This is a genomic window from Caballeronia sp. M23-90 (assembly GCF_053574605.1).
In genome coordinates this window covers 1-546 of the sequence record NZ_JBSIPA010000965.1, presented here as the reverse complement: position 1 = coordinate 546, position 546 = coordinate 1, and the positions used below count along the sequence as shown (strand labels likewise).

General features: G+C 54.2%; 1 protein-coding gene. It reads right to left on the bottom strand.

The window, feature by feature from the left end; genetic code table 11:
• On the bottom strand, positions 1-546 hold a 546-nt coding region (locus ACRXB1_RS37325), incomplete at both ends, for a reverse transcriptase domain-containing protein (protein ID WP_449494931.1).

The following is a 546-nucleotide window of genomic DNA, read 5'->3' as shown; positions in this document are numbered from 1 at the left end:
TACCGCTGATCGTATCCGCCACCTTGCGATAGAACGCTTGCGCGTTTTTCTTGCTCGGTTTGATGAGCAGCTTTCCCGAGTACTTCCGAAAATTCCACCCAAGGAAATCAAAGCCTTGATCTATATGAGTGATCCGCGTTTTCTCCTCGGATAGTTGCAAACCCCTAACCGCGAGGAAGGCTTCTATCCAAGGCCGGACTTCGTCAACTAGTATCTCTTGCGAGCCACCGGTTATGACGAAGTCGTCCGCGTACCGCACCACATGAATCTTGAGCTTCTTGGTTTTCGCGATCCCGAATTTAGCACCGAGGTGCTCAATCAGTTCACGCTCCAACCCGTTCAACGTCACATTGGCCAACGTCGGGGAAATGATGCCCCCCTGCGGCGTACCGGCCGTCGTCGCCTGCAACTGACCTCGGTAAACCAGGCCAGCCTTCAACCACTTCCGGAGAATCGCCGTGTCCATTGGGACATTGCGTTCCAACCAGTCATGGTTGATGTGGTCAAAGCACCCCTTGATATCCGCTTCCAGGACCCATCGGGCTG